Genomic DNA, 17,264 nt, shown 5'->3' with positions numbered 1-17,264 from the left:
AGCGCAGCAGCGCCGCTGCTAGCCAGCTTCCCACGCCACTCCTAGGGCTTGATTTGAAGTTCGTCGTGGATGCTGCTGATCCCCAACACCCCATAGCTCAGTCTCACCCACCTGCGAATGGAAGAGCTGCGTTCGGCAGTTTGCAGAGGGCCTGTGTCTGCCGAGGCTTCGGCGGCCACCGCCTGTGATTGCCAAGGTTGCTGGGGCAGCAGCTGCGCCGTCAACCACACGTTGGCGCTGCAGCAGCGCCGCGGCGGCGGGTGTGTCGCTGACAGCGCCGGTGGCGCCAGTGCCGCTGAGTTGGTGGGTGCGGCTGACGATGGTGGGAGGCGTTTTGACGAAAAACAGAAAACTGTCCACTTTGTCTACGCCGGGCACGTTCTGAGCGACGAATAGGGCCAGATCCAGCTGTGTCTGGTTGGCCACCATGCCGCTGAGCAGCACCACACCTTGGTGCGACTCCACACCGATGTTGATGCTGTGAGACACCGGCGACAGCAAAAGCGCCGCCTTGACCCGCGAGGTCAGCACGCTGTCTTCCAGATAGGCCGAGGGCGATGCACTGGCCGGTGTCCAGCTGGCACCCATCTCCGCCCGTTTACAGCTTTGCAGCAACAGCACCGAAGCGAGAACAGCCGTTGCCATCGCACTGAAAGGGATCCGCGAAAGGTGTCGGGAGCGGGGGTGGAGTGTCATCGTGCAGGCCCTCAAAAAAGGAAACGGCATGGAATGGACCGGTCTTTGCACTGTTCCACATGGCACAGGCGTCGTCTGTGCGCAACCGTACCCACGGGGCGCAACCTCCGTCAGTCGAGCGGGCTTGAAGCTTCGTGAAACGCAAACCCGCAGCCGTCGCGTTTGGCTGCGTACATGGCTGCATCAGCGCAGGCGAGCAACTCGTCCGCCGTAGTGCCGTGGTCTGGGCAGATGGCGACGCCGATGCTGGGGCGCACCAGCAGTTGCAAAACACCAATTTTCATGGGGGTGGACACGACGTCCAGCAGCTTGTTGCACAGCTGGCGCAACGGCACCTCTTCTGCCACATCGTGCAGCAGGCACACAAACTCATCACCGCCCAGGCGCACCACGGTGTCGCCCTGGCGCACGGCACCGCGCAACCGCGCCGCGGTGATGCGCAGCACCTTGTCGCCTATGCCATGGCCGTAGGTGTCGTTCACGGCCTTGAAGGCATCAAGGTCGAGGTACAGCACCGCAAGCCCCGGGCTGTCGTGGCCCCGGTGTGCGAGTGTCTCGCCCAGTTGCTCCAGCAGGTGGCGCCGGTTGGGCAGGGCGGTCAGTTCGTCGTGCAAGGCCAGATGGCGGGCGCGGCGCTCACCCCCACGCACACGGTCCAGGTCGGTTTCGGCCTGCAGCAGTGCGGTCTGGGCGCCGTGAAAAGCGCGCTCCAGTTCTTGCCGCTGCGCGGTTTCGCGTTGCAGGGCCATGTGCATTTCATCCAGCGCCGCCACACATTCGCGCACGCTGAAATCAGGCCCCGGTTTGGAATGGGAAAAGGGCGTTTCTTCATCCCGCTGCGGGTTGCCCGAAAGCTCCCGGTTGACGAGCCGTGCACGCAGCGTGCGCAGAACCTGGTTCCAGTGCTGAATCTGGGCGGCACTGGGCCACGACGTGGTGAGCGTCTTGCCGAAAAGAAACTGTCTTTGGTTGATACCCATACGTTGGTCCTTGCAATAACTGGCCTGCGGCAGAGAAAATCCGCGCGGCGGGGAGTTGGGACAAACGCACCGCTATCAGAACAATGTCCTTACTCGTGACGCAGTCTGACGGGTTGAAACCTTCCTCACTGTCTGCCAGCGCACATAGCTGCGGCGCTGGGCCTGCGGTGCAATGCGAGCGTGGATGGCAGTGGGTGCATGTTGCGTACACCCACCAGAGCCTTTACACATGGGCGTGGAGTGCTACATTCATCAGAGCGCCGGGCCGCAGCCTGTGCTGCAGGACGCGCCCCTCCACCCACCGCTGATTCACAGGAACCCGCCCATGTCACCGGAACGCCAGCGACTGATCCGCCTGTTGTTCGATGAGTACATCGAGATGTATGCCGCGCGGGACGAGAGGTTGGTCACGCGGTTCAGCGACAGCTTCAGTGGCTTTGCAGGCAGCAGCGACCAGCTCATCAAAAGCCGCAGCGAGTGGATCGACGTCACGCTGCAAGACTTTGCGCAGGTGCCTGGCCGCATCGGCATCGACGTGGTGGACCTTTTCCCCCAAGAGCTGAGCGATGACGTGGTGGCCGTCACCGCGTTTTTTCACATCCACCTGCCCATTCCCGATGCGCTGTTTGCGCGCGAGACCGCGCGGCTGGTGCTGGTGTTTCGCCACGAGGGCGACGACTGGAAGATTGCGCACAGCAGCGTGTCCATCCCCTTTGGTGTGGCCCGACAGGGCGAGGTGTATCCGGAGGACCGGCTGGCGGAGCACAACCGCGAGCTGCAGGTGCTGGTGGAAGAACGCACCCAAGCCTTGGAGCAGGCCAATGAGCGGCTGCAGCTGATCAGCAATACCGACGCGCTCACGGGCATTGCCAACCGGCGCCACTTTGACCAGGCCCTGGCGCACGAATGGGCCCGCGCCCAGCGCTCGCATGCGCCTGTCGCGTTGATCATGCTGGACGTGGATGTGTTCAAGCATTTCAACGACCAGTACGGCCACCTGGCCGGTGACAAATGCCTGCAGGCGCTGGCATTGACCTTGGCGCAAAGTGGCGGTCGGCGCGAGGGGGACCTGGTGGCGCGTTTTGGGGGCGAGGAGTTTGTGGTGCTGTTGCCCGCAGCGGATGCCCAGATGGCCATGGATGTGGCCCACCAGATCCAGCACGCCATTCAGGCGCTGGCCCTGCCGCATGAGGGCGCGCCCTATGGCATCGTGACCGTGAGCTTTGGCGTGGCCACCGTGGTGCCCCAGCGTGACCAGGCGCCCGAAGAGCTGGTGCGCCGTGCCGACCGCGCCATGTACCGGGCCAAGCAGGGCGGGCGCAATCGCATCGAGTTGGCGCCCGACTGAGGTGTTGTTGAGTCAGCATCTTTGAACTTGAGACACCCGTTCGGGCTGAGCCTGTCGAAGCCTTGCGCGGCGCTTCGACTGCGCTCAGTCAGCGGCTTCAAGTGGGTTGATGCCGACTCCATAGGTGTGGCGCTGACTGATCAGCCGCCGATCAATGCGCACGCTGCCATCCGGTCTATACAGGGTTTACCCGAAACGCATGCACCGAAATGGTGACAATGGGCGGCTATGCATTTTTCCCGCTTTCTCAAAATGGCCCTCATCCTGGGCCTGCTCTCGGCCATCGGGCCGTTTGCCATCGACATGTACCTGCCCGCACTGCCAGATATCGGCGCCAACCTCGGCGCCTCGGTGGGCGCCGTGCAGTGGAGCCTGACGGCATTTTTTGTGGCGCTGGGGGTCGGGCAGTTGTTCTATGGCCCCGTCTCTGACATGGTGGGCCGCAAGCCCCCGCTGTACTTTGGCTTGGGCCTGTTCACGCTGACCAGCGTGGGCTGCGCGCTGGCCACGGACATTGAAACGCTGGTGGCGCTGCGCTTTTTGCAGGGCCTGGGTGCGGCGGCGGGCATGGCCATACCGCGTGCGGTGGTGCGTGACCTGCACACGGGCACCGATGCGGCGCGGCTGATGTCGCTGCTGATTCTGGTGTTCAGCGTGTCGCCCATCCTGGCTCCGCTGGTGGGCAGCGGGGTGATTGCGCTGACCGGCTGGCGCGGCGTGTTCTGGGTGGTGGCCGTGGCCGCCGTAGCCGGGCTGGTGCTGGTGTACGCCAGCCTGCAAGAGACGCGGCTTGCTGCTGACCGCGTGGAAAGCAGCCTGGGCGGTGCGCTGCGCGCCTATGCCCTGCTGCTGCGCGACTGGCACTACCTGGGCCTCGTGTTCATTGGCGGCTGTGCCATGGCCGGGTTTTTTGTGTACCTGGCGGGCTCGCCTTTTGTGCTCATCAACCACTATGGCCTGACGCCCACGCAGTACAGCCTGGCGTTTGGGGTCAACGCAGCGGCGTTCATCGGTGCCTCCCAGTTCACCGCCACGCTGGGCGAGCGGTTTGGTTTGGTGCGGGTGGTGAAGGCGGCGGCCACGGCGTCGGGCGCGGTGATGGCGTCGTTGCTGCTGTATTACCTGCTGGGCGGTGACGACCTGACCGTGCTGATCGGTTTGTATTTTGTGGCCAGTGCGCTCATGGGGCTGGTGATCCCCACCACCTCGGTGCTGGCGCTGGAGCAACACGGTGCCATCGCAGGCACGGCGTCGGCCCTGCTGGGCACGCTGCAGATGCTGACCGGCGCGCTGGCCATGGGCGTGGTCGGCCTGTTTGCCACCGGCAAGCCGCTGCCCATGGTGATTGGCATGGCCACGGGTGCGCTGGTGGGCGTGGCACTGGCCTGGATCACGCTGGGTGGCAAACGCGGTGCGATGGCGCACGCCTAGCCTGCGCAGCAAGTGTTTCGCAAAAATATGAGTAAAAAGTGCCTCTAGCGCTTATTGGATAAGCGCTAGTAGCTATCAATAAGTGAGTATTCGGCTGCGCGCCCGGCACCGAGGTGCGCGTACAGCCGTGATGCCTGCATGCAACAGCGGGCACGCCCCGGCCCTGCCGCCTGCTCAGCGCAGAGGTGTGGCAGCCAGCGCCGCTGCCACTTCTTCTGCCACGCCCCGCACCGTCCAGGGCGCAGAGCCTTCGGCATGGTTGCTGATGGTCACGAACGCGTTCTGCCCCCGGCGGGTCATGCCTGCAATCACGCTGGCAAGCTCCGCCCGGGTCGGCAGGTCGGGGTGGTGCAGGCGGTTGTAGGGCTCGTACAGCCGTTCCGCGTCTTCATAGCCATACGGGCCGTGCACCGGGTTCAGGTTCCAGCGGCAGACCAGCGGGCCGGGCCACAGCGCGCGCAGCAGGGGCAGTTGCTGCTGCAGCGGCGGCATCTTGGCGTGCAGGCCCAGGCAGTAGGTGGCACCACATTCGCGCAGCACCGCGGCAAAGTCGGGGGTCAGCCATTCGGGATCGCGCACCTCTACGGCAATCACGCCGTCGGGCGCTTGCGGCGCCAGCGAGGGCAGGGCCAGCAGCATGGTGCGCAGGCGATCCAGCAGCAGCGGCATGCGGTCCAACTGCGCCAGCGGCAGGGGGCTGAGCTGGAACACCAGCGCGCCCAGCTTGTGCCCCAGGCCCTGCAGGGCGGGCTCCACACATTCGCTGCGCGCGAGGTAGGGGCTCAAAAACGCTGGGTTGGGCTGGCGGCCCCGGCCGTCTTCGCTGCGCACCAGCGCATCGGTCACCACGCTGGGGGCCTTCACCACAAAACGAAAGTCGTCGGGCACCTGGGATGCGTAGCGCTCGAACTGGCTGGCGGTCAACGGGCGGTAAAAGCTGCGGTCAATGCTCACCGTGCGCATCAGCGGGTGCTGGGCGTACACCGCCAGGCCCTGTTTGGACAGTTGGGTGTCGGAATGTTCTCCCTCCCACACCAGTCCTTGCCAGCCCGGGTAGGTCCAGCTGGAGGTGCCCAGGCGCAGCGTGGGTGGCAGGTTGCGGGCCAATGCGTGCACGGCCTCATCCTGCGGTTGGGCCGTGACGGTGGCGCTCTTCTTGCGCTCGGCTGGCGGAGTGGGGGCGGGCGGCGAAGCAGGCGCTGAGGAAGGCGGCGATGGCGGTGCCGCCGGAGGGCCACCAAACAAATCGTCCTGAATGCTCATGCTGCCGCCATGTCACCGGGTTTCACGCCAGCGGTGCGGTCGCTGCGGGCTGCTCAGGGTGCTCGATGGCATCGGCCGCTTCATCATTGAGCGCCTGGGCGGTGCGCTGGGGCTGTGTCAGCGGGGTTTGAATCCACTTTTTGCCCTGGAAGAACTGGCGGGCACCGTCCTTGTCACCGGCCAGCTCCAGTTGCAGGCGTTCTGCGTCGCGCGCGCGGATGCTTTCTGCCACCTCGGCCACTTCGTCAGGGTCTACACCCAGGGTTTCCAGCGCCTGCATGCCAAAGCCCATGGCCGACTCGAAGGTTTCGCGCATCTGGTAGTCCACGCCCAAGCGCAACAGCTCGATGGCGTGCTGCCGGTCGTACGCGCGCGCCAGCACGGGGATCAGCGGGCACTCGTGCTTGAGCAGCTCGACGATGCGCGTCGTGGTCTTGGCATCGTCCGTGCACACCAGAATTGACTTGGCGTGGTGGGCGCCGCTGGCGTGCAGCACGTCCAGGCGCGTGCCGTCGCCGTAGTAGACCTTGAAGCCAAACTTTGCGGCCGCGCGGATCATGTCGGTGTCGTTCTCGATGATGGCGATGTCCACCCCGCGGGCCAGCAGCAGCTGGCTGGCAATCTGCGCAAACCGTCCGAACCCGATGATGAGCACCGTGCCCTTGAGGCCGTCGGCGGCTTCCACGCCGTTCATGTCCTGCGCGGGTTCGGGCGGCATCAGCCAGCGCAGCGACAACACCGCCAGTGGCGTCAGGGCCATCGACAAGATCACGGCGGCGGTCAGCACCGCGTTCACGCGCGCTTCGACGATGCCCGTGGCGGCGGCGGCCGAATAAAGCACAAACGCAAACTCGCCGCCCTGTGCCATCAGCATGGTGCGCTGCAGGGCCTCGCCGTGTTTTGCTTTGGTAAAACGCGCCACCGCATACACGCCAACGCCCTTGACGAACATGCAGGCCACCACACCGCCCAGCAGCAGCGGCCAGTTGTGCAGCACCAGCTGAATGTCCAGCGACATGCCCACACTCATGAAAAACAGGCCCAGCAGAATGCCGCGAAACGGCTCGACATCGGCCTCCAGCTGGTGGCGGAAGGTGGATTCGGACAACATCACCCCCGCCGCAAACGCGCCCATGGCCATCGACAACCCTCCCCACTGCATGGCCAGCGCCGCGCCCAGCACCACCAGCAGCGCGGCGGCGGTCATCACCTCGCGCGCTTTGGCGCGCGCCAACAAATTGAACAAGGGGTTCAGCAACCAGCGGCTGACAGCGATCAGCCCGACCACGGCCACCAGCGCCACGCCCACCGTTACCCACCGCGACACCGCCTGGTCTGCGGGTGCGGGCGACAGAAACGCCACGATGGCCAGCAGCGGCACGATGGCCAGGTCTTCCAGCAACAAAATGGACACGATGCGCTGGCCGCGCGGGGTGGACGTGTCTCCGCTTTCGTCCAGCAACTGCATCACGATGGCGGTGGACGACAGCACAAACCCCGAAGCGGCAATGAAGGCCACCGCCGCTGACAGCCCGGCCAGCACGCCCGTGGCCATGAGCAGTGCAATACACACCACCACCTGCGCCAGGCCCAGCCCAAAGATCTGCCGCCGCAGGTTCCACAGCCGCGAAGGCTGCATTTCCAGCCCAATGACGAAGAGGAACATCACCACGCCCAGCTCAGCCACGTGCAGGATGGTCTGCGCCTCGCTGAAAAAGCCCATGCCAAAAGGACCAATGGCCAGCCCCGCGGCCAGATAGCCCAGCACCGAGCCCAGGCCCAGGCGCTTGAAGAGGGGGACGGCGATGACGCCAGCGGCCAGCAGCACGACAACTTTGACGAGTTCGGTGCCTGATTCAGCGGCCATGGGGACTCCGGGGGTGACGAATGGAAAGAAAGCAGAAATGCAGGATAGGTTCGGCGAGGATGGTAGCGTCATCCGAGGGGGGGCTCAGAAGGTGTTCACCATCTCTAGGAAGTTCTCCGGGAGATCACTAGCAAGTCCCGAGCCGCGGCGCGGCGGCTGCGGCCTGTGTTCACGAATCCGAAAACAGGCCGCCTTCGTTCAGCAGCTCGTAGGTGATCTCGGGCCGCTGGTCCATGCCCTTTTTGATGGCGGCGGGGATCGCCTGGCGTGTTTTGCGGCACAGGCCGCGCTGTTCATGGACCAGGATGGTGATGCCGCGCAGGGTGCGCACCTCGTTGGGGCTGGGGGCAATGGTCAGGCCGATGCCCAGTTGCTGCTGCATGCGGTCCTGCACACGGCGCAGGTCGCTCAGGCTGGCGATGTTTTCCAGCCGCTGCAGCAGTTTTTTCTCTTCCACCTGGGTGAGCTGCAGGATGCGCGTGTCGCCATCGGGCGATTGCAGCAAGGCGTCCCGGTCACAGACACAGGCGCCGGGCGGGCATTCTGTGCGGATGGGAAAGCGACTATCGATGGGCATGGGCAAGTTGCGTGGACAGTCAAGTCAGGTTTCGAAATGGAAGGCGCTGCATTCGGCGGGGGCATTACCGCACTCATTGTGAGTCGATTGCATTTTATGGAGCCACGATGGTGAAGTGTCTGGTGAGGAGACGGTATCTGCTGAGAAGGGAAAGACCGGACGGCAAAAGCGGGCCGCTTTGGCGATGATCTGGATGACATTGCCGGTTCAGCCCCGCCGGTTTCCAAAGTAAAACCCGAACCACGCCTTGTAAGCATGGAGTCTGTCTCCGAAGAGGCTTTTGGGGATTCTCAGTAGACACCATGTATTACCGCACTTTCTTCACCGCTCTTGGGCTCAACAAGCCAGCCGACCACTCAGGGAGCCAGTTGGGCATGTGCCGTCTCTTTGCGGCTCTGCCCGCGCCCGGCACGGCGGGCCTTGTCGGGCGTCAGGCCCGACAGGCGGGCATGCGCTGCAGCGCGCAAGGTGATTTGCACCATCGTTCTCATTCGGGCGCTCCACACGCAAGCTTGCACAACCCGGCTGCTCTGCGATGGCTGCGCCAGCGCCTCGCATGGGGCTGCTCGGCGCTGCTGTTGGCCTGCCACCCCATGGCTTTGGCGCAGGAGGCCGAACTGCAGGCGCAGGATGCGCTGCAAACACTGACCTACCAGAACCTGGCGCTCGCCAAGGCGCAGCTGAAAGCGAAGGCGCCAGAGTGGATGGCCTCGCCACATGTGCAGGTGCGGCGTGGTCATCTCGAAACGGTCATCGCGGTCGGGTTGGAGGAAGGTCAGATGGACCAGGTAGACGGCGCTATTGCCGCGCTGCTGGCGCTGTCTGCGGAAACCGGTGACGATGTGGCGCGCGTGACAGCGCACAGCGCCAGGGCTTTCAGTCAGGGTGCGCGGGGCAAAGCGGGCGAGGTGCTGCAGGCGCTCAATATGATTGAACCGGTGGCCCTGCGCAGCCATGACCCGCAGGCGCTGTGGATATTTCATCTGGCGCGCGGCAGCCTGCACAACACCATGGGCCAGTTTGAGCCCGCTTTGGCCGATATTCTGCGCAGCAAGGACTTTGCGCTGCAGCGGCCACGGCAGTCGCGGGTGTCGTTGCTGCGCTCGCAGACTTACGCGGGGCTGGTTCACCTGTCGATGAAAAATGCAGACAAGGCGCTGGAGTCCATCGACGGCGCGCAGGCGCTGGCCAAGGAGCTGGGCGCAACGCAGGCGCTGGGCACCTTGCAACTGAACCGTGGCTATGCCGAGTCGGGCAGGGGGCGCCTTGAAGCCGCTCGTACCGCGTATCTCGCGGCGCTCCGGGTGGGGGAGTCTTCCGGGGTGCTGTGGCTGCAGGCCACGGCGCTCAACAACCTGGGCGACTTTCACCTCCTTCGCAAGGAATACAGCTTGGCGGAGCCTTACGCACGCCGCGCACTGGCCACGCAGCAACAGGCGGGCGACGCCGCAGGTGCCGCCATGGCGCGTTGCAACGTGGGCTTTGCGCTGATGGGGCAGGGCCGCATTGACGAGGGCGTGGCAGAGGTCAAGGCTGGGCTGAAGTTCATGCAGGACGCGGGGGCCCGCACCACCGAAGAACTCATTTTGGAAGAGCTGTCGCGCATGTACGAGCAAGCGGGCCGCTACCCCGAGGCGGTGGCCACCGCCAGAGCCCAGCAAGCGCTGGCCAAAGATATTTTGCGGGCCGACCGTGAGCAGGCCGTGGCTGAGCTGCAAGCCCGGTTCGACGCAGTGCAGCGCGACCGGCAGATCGAGACACTGGCGCACCAAAACAGCCTCAAAGACATTGAGATCAGCCAGCGCCAGGGGCAGTTTGTACTGGCCGCCATCGGCGCACTGGTGGTGCTGCTGGCGGCCAGCGTCATCGGCGTGCTGTACCGCCGCACGCGGCAGGCCAACCACGGTCTGCAGGAGGCCAAGCGCAGGGTCGATGCGGCGTTGCAAGACAAGAGCCTTTTTCTCGCCACAGCCAGCCACGATCTGCGCCAGCCGGTGCACGCCATGTCGATGCTGGTGGAGGCAATTGGCCTGCGCAATCGCAACACAACCATCGCGCCACTGCTGGCCGACCTCAAGAACAGCATGGCGGCCATGAACCAGCTGTTCAATGCGTTGCTGGATCTTTCCAAGCTGGAAGCAGGCGCCAGCGCCACCCATCGGGTGCCGGTCGACCTGAACGCGCTGGTGGAGGAGGTCGTGCAGATGCTGCGCAGCCAGGCCAGCAGCGGCGGGTTGCAGCTGCGCATGCACCTGCCCGCGCGCGGCGCCGTGGCCACGGCCGACCCCATGCTGCTGCGCCAGGTGCTGCTGAACCTGGTGCACAACGCGATCCGTTACACCCCAGAGGGCCAGGTTCTGGTGAGCGTGCGGTCACGTGGCCGCCAGTGGTTGGTGGAAGTGTGGGATACCGGCGTCGGCATTGCGGCGGCAGATGATCGGCGGCTGTTCAACCCCTACGTTCGCAGCAGCGCTTCAAAGGCGATTGACGGATCTGATCGCCTGCACGGCGGTGTGAGCGATGGCCACCCTCCATCGGGGGATGCAGACAGCGTTGAAGGGCATGGTCTGGGCCTGGCTGTGGTGGCGCGCTGCGCCCAGTTGATGGGCGCGGAGTACGGGTACCAGTCCCGCCTTGGAAAAGGTTCGCGCTTTTGGCTGCGCCTGGCGGTCACGGCGCAGGTTGCCGCACCGGCCACGTCTGTGGCCACACCGCCAGCGCTGCAGCATGCGCCCCATTTACACGCCATGCCGCTTGCTGACCTGCGGGGCAGGTGCCTGGTCGTAGAGGACGACCCACAGGTATTGAGAGCCTGGCGTGCGCTGCTGGAAGGGTGGAGCGTGGAGCTGCGTTCAGCCACCAACGCCGCCGAGGCCGTGCAGCACCTCAACGCTGGCTTTGTGCCCGAAGCGATCTTTTGCGATCAGCGGCTGCGCAGTGGCGAAAGCGGTTTTGCCGTTTTGCAGGAATTGCTGGCCCGTTGCCCCGATGCCAGTGGCGCCATGGTCAGCGGCGAGCTGGACTCCGAGGACCTGCGCGCCGCCGACCAGGATGGCTATCTGGTGTTGCGCAAGCCGCTTGACCCTGCCGTGCTGCATGCGGTGCTGACCCGCTGGCTGAGCGATGCGCAGGATCTGGGCCCGGCACGGAAAATCGACTGAAAGATCTCATCGAAAAGTGCTTCTGCCGCTTTATTGGTAAAGGCTTTTAGCTATGAATTGAGGAGTATTTTTGGCATTCTCTGTGTTCACGCGACGGTGACACATTTTTGCAATTTCGCGGCCCGGGTGGCGTGGGCGGGCCGCAGCGGGTGGTGCAGGCCGTGACGGCGCCCGGCGCGGTTGCGGCGATGCAGAACACGTGTGGCAAACTTCGCCGCTTCGCGTTTTGAACGGGCTACCAAAAGCCCGCCCCCTCCCATGCAGCAGATCATTCGGCAACTGGCCGCAGAAATCCGGGTCAGTGAACAACAGGTGCGCGCAGCGGTAGAGCTGCTCGACGGCGGCGCCACGGTGCCCTTCATCGCGCGCTACCGCAAGGAAGTGACGAATGGGCTGGACGACATCCAGCTGCGCGAACTGGAAGCCCGCCTGTCCTACCTGCGCGAGCTGGACGACCGCCGCGCAGCGGTCATCAAGAGCATTGACGAGCAGGGCAAGCTGACCGATGCGTTGCGCGCTGCCATTGCTGCCGCGCCCACCAAACAAGAGCTGGAAGACATCTACCTGCCCTTCAAACAAAAGCGCCGCACCAAAGGCCAGATGGCCCGCGAATTCGGCATCGAACCGCTGGCCGACAAGCTGTTTGCCGACCCCACGCTCGACCCGGCCACGGAAGCCGCGGCCTTCACCAAGCCCCCTGAAGTGCTGGACGATGGCAAAACGGGCGCCGACTTTTCGACCGTGCCTGCCGTGCTGGACGGTGTGCGCGACATCTTGAGCGAGCGCTGGGCCGAAGACGCCGTGCTGGTGCAGAACCTGCGCGAATGGCTGTGGACGGAAGGGCTGCTGCGCAGCAAAAAGGTCGAAGGCAAGAACGAGACCGACCCTGAAGTCTCCAAGTTTCGCGACTACTTTGAATACGACGAACCCATCGGCCGCGTGCCATCGCACCGGGCGCTGGCCGTGTTCCGCGGCCGGGGCCTTGAAATTCTCGAAGCCAAGCTGGTGCTGCCGGTCGAACCCGAGCCCGGAAAGCCCAGCCTGGCCGAGGGCAAGATTGCCCTGCACCTGGGCTGGAGCCATGCCGGCCGCCCAGCGGACGACCTGATCCGCAAGAGCGTGGCCTGGACTTGGCGCGTGAAGCTGAGCCTTTCGACCGAGCGCGATTTGTTCGCGCGCCTGCGCGACGACGCCGAAAAAGTTGCCATCAAGGTGTTTGCCGACAACCTGCGCGATTTGCTGCTGGCCGCGCCTGCCGGCCCGCGTGTGGTGATGGGGCTGGACCCCGGCATCCGCACGGGTGTGAAGGTGGCGGTGGTGGATTCCACGGGCAAACTGGTCGAGACGGCCACCGTGTACCCGCACGAGCCGCGCCGCGACTGGGAAGGCTCGCTGCACACCCTAGGCAAACTGGCCGAAAAACATGGCGTGAACCTGATCGCCATTGGCAACGGCACCGCCAGCCGCGAGACCGACAAGCTGGCGGCCGAGCTGATCAAATTAATGGAAAAAGTGCCTGTAGCGCAGACAGGACAAGCGCGAGCAGCTATCGAAAAGGTAGTGGTCAGCGAGGCAGGCGCCTCCGTCTACAGCGCCAGCGAATACGCATCGCAAGAGATGCCCGATGTGGACGTGAGCCTGCGCGGCGCGGCATCCATCGCCCGCCGCCTGCAAGACCCACTGGCCGAGCTGGTCAAGATCGACCCCAAGAGCATCGGCGTGGGCCAGTACCAGCACGACGTGAACCAGAGCGAGCTGGCGCGCACGTTGGGCACGGTGGTGGAAGACTGCGTGAACTCGGTGGGGGTTGACCTGAACACGGCCAGCGTGCCGCTGCTCAGCCGTGTGTCGGGCCTGTCGGGCAGCGTGGCCAAGGCGGTGGTGCGCTGGCGTGAGGCCAACGGCGCGTTCAAAAGCCGCAAGCAGTTGATGGACGTGGCGGGCCTGGGTGCCAAGACGTTTGAGCAAAGTGCGGGCTTCTTGCGCATTCGGGGTGGCGACAACCCCCTGGACATGACGGGCGTGCACCCCGAAACCTATCCCGTGGTCGAGCAGATCATGAAAACCACTGGCAAGTCCGTGGTGGAGTTGATGGGCCGCGCCGACATGCTCAAAACGCTCAAGCCCGAGCTGTTTGCGAACGACAAGTTCGGTGTCATCACCGTCAAAGACATCCTGACCGAACTGGAAAAGCCCGGCCGCGACCCGCGCCCCGACTTCAAGGTGGCGCGCTTCAACGACGGCGTGGAAGACATCAAGGATTTGAAGGAAGGCATGATTCTGGAGGGCACTGTGAGCAACGTGGCCCAGTTCGGCGCCTTCATCGACCTCGGTGTGCACCAGGACGGGCTGGTGCACGTAAGCCAGCTGGCGCACAAGTTTGTGAATGACGCGCGCGAAGTGGTCAAGACCGGCGACATCGTCAAGGTCAAGGTCATGGAGGTGGACGTGGAGCGCAAGCGCATCGGCCTGTCGATGAAGTTGGGTGAGGCGCCACCACGGCAAAGTGGTGATCGCGGCGCATCGCAAGGCAACCGCTTTGAAGGCGCTGCCCGCGGCTACCAGCAGGCTCCACGCCGTGGGCCCGAGCCCGTGCAACAGTCGGCGATGGCCTCGGCCTTTGCGAAGTTGCAACAGGCGAAGAACCGATAGCGAGCGGGATGTTGCGGGGGGCCATAATCGCCGCAACGAAACCTCTGGCGCCCATACCCCATGGAGTTGAACGCACTGCTGGCCCAACCAGTGGCACTGCCCAGCCTTCCGCGCGCCGTGGCGCTGCTGATGAGCGAGCTGGCTCAGGCCGAACCCAGTTTGCGGCGCCTGAACCAGCTTTTCAGCACCGACCCGGCCTTGGCAGGGCGGTTGCTGGAGCTGGCCAATTCCCCCACCTTTCAAATGCCGCGGCAGATCGCCGGCATCCCCGAGGCCCTGGCCTTGCTGGGCACGGTCCAGGTGCGTTCGCTCGTCACCTCGGCGCCGCTGGGCACCACTTCGCGGTCGGTGCCAGGGGTCAACATGCAGCAGTTCTGGCGCTACAGCCTCAACACGGCCAAGCTGGCGCGGTCGTTGGCCGGCATCGTCCACCAGAACCAGATTGCCGCGTACACGGCGGGCTTGCTGCACGCGGTGGGTGAGCTGGTGATTCACCTCGCCGACCCCGAAAAAGCGCAGTCGATCAATACGCTGGTGGCACCGTTTGACCTGCGGCGCGACAAGGTCGAACAGCGTATTTTTGGCTACAGCTACGGCCACGTCACCGCAGGCTGTGCGCGCCGCTGGCAACTGCCCGAGGTAGTGATTGACGCCTTGCAACACCAGAGTGCGCCGTTTGACAACAACGCCTACGAACCGCTGGCCGGTGTCATCCATCTGGCGGCCTGGCGCGCCCGGGCGCGCGAGGCCGAGCTGAGCGAAAAAGAGCTGGCCGTGTCTTTCCCCGGCGAAGTGGGGCTGACCTTGGGGCTCGACATCGACATGGTGCTGCAGCAAGACCCCATCGACTGGACGGCCAAGCCGGAAGCGCCGGACTACGTCGTTTGAAATATTTGTATTCTTGAAATAGAAATATAAATTTCGTCGGACGGCTGGTTTGTGATATTTATTTTTTTAATGAAATTATTTTGGTGTCGAATTGGATTTCGTCTTGAAGTCACATGAGTAATTATAACGAACGCGGGATGTCTAGGGTTTATGGCTGGGATTTTCTTCGCGGATTATGTGCTCTGGCCGTTGGTCTCTATCATTTGCTAATGTGGTTGCAAATGGTGGAGTGGTATTCTTTTGGTAGTTATGGAGTGTATTTGTTTTTTGTATTATCTGGTGCAAGCTTGGCTTACACCTACGGAAATAAAATTTCTCAAGGTAATTTTGTTTTTTGGAAATTTTTAGGGATGCGTTACGCCCGTCTAGCCCCGTTATATATTTTGTTGATGTTCTTAATTTTGCCGTGGAAAATTATGAAAGACGGAGCAACCGCATCGCTAATGAAAATTTTTCTGATGAACGGATTTTTTATCTTTGGATTTTTTGATCCAGCTGTGAATTCGATACTGATTGGTGGTTGGTCATTGGGTATAGAGTTCGTATACTATTTTTTATTTCCATTGATTTTGTTTTTTGTTCTGAAGTGTCATTTTTCGATTATTGTGTTCATGACAGCAGTGCTGGTTCAGTTCTGGTGGATTTATCACACCATTGGGCTGCCAAGTGGCTATGCTCAAAATGCAACGGAATTTCATCATCCTCAGGCTTTTATTGCTTATTTTGTAGGAGGCTGCATATTAGGTAATTTGCGCCGCGGGCAGAAGTTTTTGGTGATGCCCGCCCATGTGTTTGCTATTTTTGTTCTTTGTGGATTTTCGATAATTGCTACGTTGACATCAGTTGGCGCTGGGGATGAATTGTTAGGTATGCGAGGTGCATTTGGGTTTGTAGTGTGCTTTTTTCTTGTCTGGGTCGCCGGTGCAGCAGATCTCAAGAAAAAATACGCCAGAACCGCTCAACTGTTGGGTGATGCTACTTATGGCTTGTACCTCATTCATCCTGTTGTTTTTTTTGGGTTGATATGGGTGATTTTCCCAAGAATTGGTTTTTCTGACCCTGCGTCGTGGTGTGTGAGTTTGCGGATTGCAATGGTAGTAGTGATTTTGGCAGTCTCTTTTTTGCTCGCTTTAGTTAGTGAAAAGTATTTTGAAAATCCAATCAGAAAAAGATTGAAAAAGGCTTTTGCATGAATTGGTGCGTCATTTCCCGCCCATGAAAGCCCTGCGCATCCATGCTGGCCCCCGCGCCCGCCAACACCTTGAACAACACGGCCTGCAACCCGGCGACGTGAGCGTCATCCCGGCCGCGGCCGGAGGCCCCAAAGGCCTCATCCTGGGCCCACTGGACCGATTCATCTTTGGCCAGTGGCTGGCGCAGTCCAGCCAGCCCGTGCACCTGGTCGGTGCTTCGATTGGCGCCTGGCGCATGGCTACAGCGTGCTTGAACGAATCCGTGGCCGCGTTCGAGCGCCTGGAGCATGACTACATCCACCAAAGCTATGACCTGCCCCCCGGCAAAAAGCGGCCCACCGCAGCACATGTCAGCGAACGCTTTGGGCAGAACCTGCAGGCGTTTTATGGCGGGCGCATCGACGAGGTGCTGAGCCACCCGCGGTACCGCTTGCACATCGTCACATCACGCGGACGCCACCTGCTGGGCCGCGAACATGGTGTGGCCACACCGCTGGGCTACTTGGGGGCGTTTTTGACCAACACGGTGCACCGCAAGGCCATGGGCGCCTGGCTGGAGCGCGTGGTGTTCTCATCCGCCGGTGCAGCCCTGCCATTTGCCACCACCGACTACCGCACCCGCCAGATCGGACTGAACGCCGACAACTTCATGCAGGCACTGCAGGCCAGCTGCTCCATCCCCTTTGTTTTACAGGCGGTGCACAACATTCCGGGGGCCCCACCGGGCGCTTACTGGGATGGCGGCATTACCGACTATCACCTGCACCTGGCCTATGGAAAGCAGTTGGAAGGCAGTTCAAAAATGATAGCTACTAGCGCTTATCCAATAAGCGCTAGCGGCCAAAAAGACTCAAAATTGTGTGCGGCGGACAACGAAAAGGCCTCCGCAGGCATCGTGCTCTACCCCCACTTTCAGCACCGCGTCGTGCCCGGCTGGCTGGACAAAAGCCTCAAGTGGCGCCACAAGTCGACATCGGCGCTCGACAACATGGTGGTGCTGTCGCCGCACCCTGACTGGGTGCGCAGCCTGCCCAACGCCAAGCTGCCCGACCGCAACGACTTCACCCACTACGGCGCCGACAGCGCCGCCCGCGCCGAGGCATGGCTGGCTGCGACACAGGCCAGTCAGCAATTGGTGGACGAGTGGGTTGAGTGGCTGGAGCGGCCGGATAGGGCGGCGGTGCAGCCGTTGTAGTGGTCGTTAACCC

General features: G+C 62.8%; 13 protein-coding genes. 7 read left to right on the top strand and 6 right to left on the bottom strand.

From position 1 onward, the window contains the following. Positions 1-18 precede the first annotated feature (18 nt). Together ACK41V_RS05925 and ACK41V_RS05920 are read right to left on the bottom strand one after the other, a co-directional pair. Positions 19-726, bottom strand: a complete 708-nt coding sequence (locus ACK41V_RS05925; protein WP_409779179.1) for a BON domain-containing protein — start codon at positions 724-726, stop codon at positions 19-21. A gap of 80 nt (positions 727-806) precedes the next feature. Beyond that, positions 807-1,676 carry a diguanylate cyclase domain-containing protein gene (locus ACK41V_RS05920; RefSeq protein WP_409779176.1) on the bottom strand — a complete coding sequence of 290 codons (870 nt, stop codon included), beginning with the start codon at positions 1,674-1,676 and terminating at the stop codon, positions 807-809. Positions 1,677-2,001: 325 nt separating this feature from the next. Here ACK41V_RS05920 and ACK41V_RS05915 point away from each other — a divergent pair, with 325 nt between their 5' ends. Together ACK41V_RS05915 and ACK41V_RS05910 are read left to right on the top strand one after the other, a co-directional pair. Then, on the top strand, positions 2,002-3,024 hold the full coding sequence (locus ACK41V_RS05915; protein WP_409779173.1) for a GGDEF domain-containing protein: 1,023 nt from the start codon (positions 2,002-2,004) through the stop codon (positions 3,022-3,024). A gap of 228 nt (positions 3,025-3,252) precedes the next feature. Continuing rightward, positions 3,253-4,455 (top strand): multidrug effflux MFS transporter, encoded by a 1,203-nt coding sequence (locus ACK41V_RS05910; RefSeq protein ID WP_409779170.1) that lies wholly within the window; start codon positions 3,253-3,255, stop codon positions 4,453-4,455. Between the two features lie 174 nt (positions 4,456-4,629). Here ACK41V_RS05910 and ACK41V_RS05905 read toward each other — a convergent pair whose 3' ends face one another. The 4 genes from ACK41V_RS05905 to ACK41V_RS05890 form a co-directional block, all read right to left on the bottom strand. Beyond that, positions 4,630-5,712, bottom strand: coding sequence for a DUF72 domain-containing protein (locus ACK41V_RS05905; protein WP_409779336.1), 1,083 nt, complete (start codon positions 5,710-5,712; stop codon positions 4,630-4,632). 28 nt (positions 5,713-5,740) lie between these two features. Further along, positions 5,741-7,585 carry a monovalent cation:proton antiporter-2 (CPA2) family protein gene (locus tag ACK41V_RS05900; protein ID WP_409779167.1) on the bottom strand — a complete coding sequence of 615 codons (1,845 nt, stop codon included), beginning with the start codon at positions 7,583-7,585 and terminating at the stop codon, positions 5,741-5,743. A 169-nt stretch (positions 7,586-7,754) separates the two neighbouring features. Continuing rightward, the gene (locus tag ACK41V_RS05895) at positions 7,755-8,162 is read right to left on the bottom strand and encodes a hypothetical protein (protein ID WP_409779164.1); all 408 of its coding nucleotides are present in this window, start codon (positions 8,160-8,162) and stop codon (positions 7,755-7,757) included. A 356-nt stretch (positions 8,163-8,518) separates the two neighbouring features. Beyond that, entirely contained in the window at positions 8,519-8,653 is a 135-nt protein-coding gene (locus tag ACK41V_RS05890; RefSeq protein WP_409779161.1) for a hypothetical protein, read from the bottom strand. A gap of 102 nt (positions 8,654-8,755) precedes the next feature. Here ACK41V_RS05890 and ACK41V_RS05885 point away from each other — a divergent pair, with 102 nt between their 5' ends. The 5 genes from ACK41V_RS05885 to ACK41V_RS05865 all read left to right on the top strand — a co-directional run bounded on the left by ACK41V_RS05885 (position 8,756) and on the right by ACK41V_RS05865 (position 17,251). Beyond that, positions 8,756-11,323: an ATP-binding protein gene (locus ACK41V_RS05885; protein ID WP_409779158.1), complete on the top strand. Its 2,568-nt coding sequence runs from the start codon at positions 8,756-8,758 to the stop codon at positions 11,321-11,323. Between the two features lie 258 nt (positions 11,324-11,581). Beyond that, entirely contained in the window at positions 11,582-13,975 is a 2,394-nt protein-coding gene (locus tag ACK41V_RS05880; protein ID WP_409779155.1) for a Tex family protein, read from the top strand. A gap of 60 nt (positions 13,976-14,035) precedes the next feature. Then, positions 14,036-14,863: an HDOD domain-containing protein gene (locus ACK41V_RS05875; protein WP_409779152.1), complete on the top strand. Its 828-nt coding sequence runs from the start codon at positions 14,036-14,038 to the stop codon at positions 14,861-14,863. Between the two features lie 113 nt (positions 14,864-14,976). Further along, positions 14,977-16,056: an acyltransferase family protein gene (locus ACK41V_RS05870; RefSeq protein ID WP_409779149.1), complete on the top strand. Its 1,080-nt coding sequence runs from the start codon at positions 14,977-14,979 to the stop codon at positions 16,054-16,056. 22 nt (positions 16,057-16,078) lie between these two features. Next, positions 16,079-17,251 carry a patatin-like phospholipase family protein gene (locus ACK41V_RS05865; protein WP_409779146.1) on the top strand — a complete coding sequence of 391 codons (1,173 nt, stop codon included), beginning with the start codon at positions 16,079-16,081 and terminating at the stop codon, positions 17,249-17,251. The last annotated feature ends 13 nt before the right edge of the window (positions 17,252-17,264 follow it).

This window comes from Acidovorax sp. (assembly GCF_046291265.1).
In the GTDB taxonomy this organism is placed as follows: domain Bacteria; phylum Pseudomonadota; class Gammaproteobacteria; order Burkholderiales; family Burkholderiaceae_C; genus Acidovorax.
The sequence above is the reverse complement of the archived record's forward strand: the minus strand, read 5'-3'. Positions and strand labels throughout refer to the sequence as shown.